This is a genomic window from Actinomycetota bacterium (genome assembly GCA_014360645.1).
GTDB lineage: Bacteria > Actinomycetota > Geothermincolia > Geothermincolales > RBG-13-55-18 > Solincola_B.
The window spans coordinates 1-2,892 of sequence record JACIXD010000029.1; the positions used below are offsets into that span (position 1 = coordinate 1).

3 protein-coding genes are annotated in these 2,892 nt (G+C 58.5%); 1 reads left to right on the forward strand and 2 read right to left on the reverse strand.

From position 1 onward, the window contains the following. Positions 1–164: 164 nt before the first annotated feature. Entirely contained in the window at positions 165–2,255 is a 2,091-nt protein-coding gene (locus H5T74_14590; protein MBC7231602.1) for a recombinase family protein, read from the reverse strand. Beyond that, positions 2,245–2,412: a hypothetical protein gene (locus tag H5T74_14595; GenBank protein MBC7231603.1), complete on the reverse strand. Its 168-nt coding sequence runs from the start codon at positions 2,410–2,412 to the stop codon at positions 2,245–2,247. The genes H5T74_14590 and H5T74_14595 overlap by 11 nt, the downstream gene beginning before the upstream one ends. Before the next feature lie 306 nt (positions 2,413–2,718). Between H5T74_14595 and H5T74_14600 the strand changes: the two genes are divergently transcribed. After that, positions 2,719–2,892: ATP-binding protein (locus H5T74_14600; GenBank protein MBC7231604.1), on the forward strand; the 174-nt coding region annotated here is incomplete at its 3' end.

Sequence of the window (2,892 nt, forward strand, 5' to 3'; positions counted from 1 at the left end):
GGCCCGCCCGAGGCCCTGACATAATGCACTCCTCTCTACAATCCACTGTTCATCACGTTTTTCATCTTGAACAAGCCTGGTAGCGGACCATCTCCAGCATAAATACCGATCGTTGAGCCATATCAAGATGGTCTTCATGATCCCCGTTGACCATTTCCTCCGTTTCAAGCATCTACAAAACACAGGCCTTCTTGGTCGGAACCAACGCCTATCTCGGTCCTCCCACCCTTCTTGATGGCGGATACTGCTTCCTTCACCTCGCACGTTTCCAGATCCTCGCGCTCGATCACCCAGGGAGCATAGGGTACGGCCTGTTTGCCCTTGATCACTCCCCGCTCAAGTAGGCGTCTCGCTGACATCACGCTCACTCCAAGATATGTTGCCGCCTCCGCCATGTTCAGCCACCCCTCGCACGCCTTTCTTTCCGGAGAGAATACCTCTATCTTGTGGTAGGATCGGAGGCTGCGTATCCTTCCTTCCGTCCAGGTATTGCCCTTGCCGGTACTCTTTCCCAGTCTGTTTAAAATGCGCGCGATATCGGCATCGCTCGCCACCTTGGCCAGCTCGCGGACGATCTCTACCACATCTCGATCCGTAGTGTGGCGATGCTCGCCGGTTCGGTTCTTTCGCACCTCCAGCTCCGTGTGGCAGCCGCCGGCCCAGCGGATGGTCAGATGGATTAGAGCTGCATCGTCATCGACGTCCACGTAGATCTCCTCGATTAGGATTCGTACCAGACGCTTCTTCTTCGCCATATCCGTTTGCTCGCCATCCCATACGGAAGGAAAGTCGAAGGCCAGGGAGAGAAGGGCTTCTCTTTCCTCTCCCCCCAAGGGCTTTTCAGCGGGCATTTTCTCAAGCTCGCACTTCAGATGCTCCACCTCGCCGAGGCGTTCCTCCAAGATGCGCTCAAGCTCGGCCGCCACCAGCCGATTCTCCGGCTCTATGCGGTCGTACTGACGGAAGGCCCGGCGGGCCTCGTACTCAGCCTGCTCCAAAGCCAGCTCCAATGCTCTGCGGTGCTCGTTTCTCCTTCTCTCCAGTCCATCCCATCCCTCCAGGGAAGCGCGGATGGCCTCGGGGGAGAGGGCACTGAGAACTTCCTCCTCCACCGCCTTGTCAGCGGCAAGTCCCCCGAAGGAGATACACCTTTGCGTGCCGTGGTTCAGGTGGGCGCCCTGGCACGAGTAGCGGGGGACTTTACCATCCTTGCCCGAATAGCTCACATGCAGTTTCCTCCCACAGCGCCTGCAGCGCAGGAGTCCCGCAAGGAGGCTTCTGCCCGAGCGTGCCGGCCCCTTTACTGAGGAACCCCTCTGTGCCGCGTTTTCCTCGATCATCCTCTGGTTTCTCTCCCATTCGGAAAGGTTTATGTAGCCCTCATGGTGATTCGGGATGAAGGCCTGCCATTCCTTGCGGGGAAGTTGAAAGCCCCTGACCTTGACCGCGCTTCCCTCCTCGATCCCGATCTTAGTCCCGCTCCTGCCGTATGCATAGGCACCGCAGTAGATGGGGTTCTTGAGGATGTGCAGGACGGTATTGTAGACGGGGAGCTTCCACTCCTTCTGTGGACCCTCGGGCATGCGCACAATCGCCGGCAGCCTTATGCCCTCCTGCCGCAGGAAGAGATGCGTCTGCCTCACCGACCCTAATTCGGCAAATTTCGCAAATACCAGGGAGATAGCCTGCTGTACCCGGAGGTCCGGGTCCTTCTTGATGACATGGGATCCGTCTTTCACATAGCCAACGGGAAGGGTGGTCACGAGTGCTCCCCGGCTGGCCATCTCGCGCAAGGCGGCATGCGCCCGCTGGCGGATGAGCCCCAGCTCGTACTCGCTCATGGTCCCCTTGAGCCCGAGGAGCAGGCGGTCGTTTAGGATGCGCGGGTCGTAGACGCCGTCGTGGTCTATGATCAGGGTATCGGTGAGGGAGCATAACTCCACGAGCTGGGCCCAATCCCGGTTGTTGCGGGAGAGGCGGGAGGCTTCTATGGAGAAGATGGCCCCCACCTCTTTCAAAGATACCGAGGCCACCAGTCTCCTGAATCCGCTCCTTCCCGCGGCGCTCGCCCCAGAACGCCCCAGGTCCTCGTCTATTGTCTCCACCTGCGCAAAGCCAATCTCGCGGGCCTTCTCCGCCAAGGCGTACTGTCTCCTTTGACTCTCCAGATTGTTCTTCACCTGATCGGGGGAGGATTGCCTGATGTAGATAACGGCCTTCCTTGCCAGGTGCTCGTAGGTGACCTTATGGTTCATCCCGCACCTCCTCTCCTGGCTCGCTCGTCTGGAGGATCATCTCGATACAGAGGCTTACGGCTTTTGCCCTTGTCCTTTCCGGCAGCAGTTCCCAAATGGCCTTCTCTTGAAGCGGCATCGCCAGCTGACTGCCCTTCTTTCTTTCCTCCATGCCCATCTCCCTCCTCGTTGATGCTTGCACAGGGATTGGCGGGCAAGGCCTCTCTTTCCTTCATCCGAACCAGGTCGTCTCTCAGGTCGAGAAGTGTGGAGACATCCAGCATAGGGGTATCCGAGATGGTCATTTGTGCACATTGCGGCTTCGTCATCCATTGCGGCACCTGGGAGAGGGTGTCATCGGCGAGCTTGATCACGTAGAAGTGCCTGTCTCCATCCCGATGGCTACGCAGGATGCCGACTTCCTCTCCCGCCAAGGGGTGCAGGGGGTAATGAATCCTGGCCATCCCCTGATAGTGAGCGTTTTGTGACCGCTTCGCCCGGGGTGGGCAAGAGCCATCTGGCCATCGCCCTTACGGTGGAGACCATAAAGAGCGGGCACAAGGCCTATTTCACCACCTTAAAAGAGATGATTGAGAGGCTTTCCCGCACCGGCGCATCGGCGAGAAGCATGCGGGCCTTCTCCTCGTCCTCTCTTTTG

Coding starts and splice junctions, on each gene's coding strand:
- H5T74_14590 (MBC7231602.1), bottom strand. CDS start 2,255: ATGAACCATAAGGTCACCTACGAGCACCTGGCAAGGAAGGCCGTTATC.
- H5T74_14595 (MBC7231603.1), bottom strand. CDS start 2,412: ATGGGCATGGAGGAAAGAAAGAAGGGCAGTCAGCTGGCGATGCCGCTT.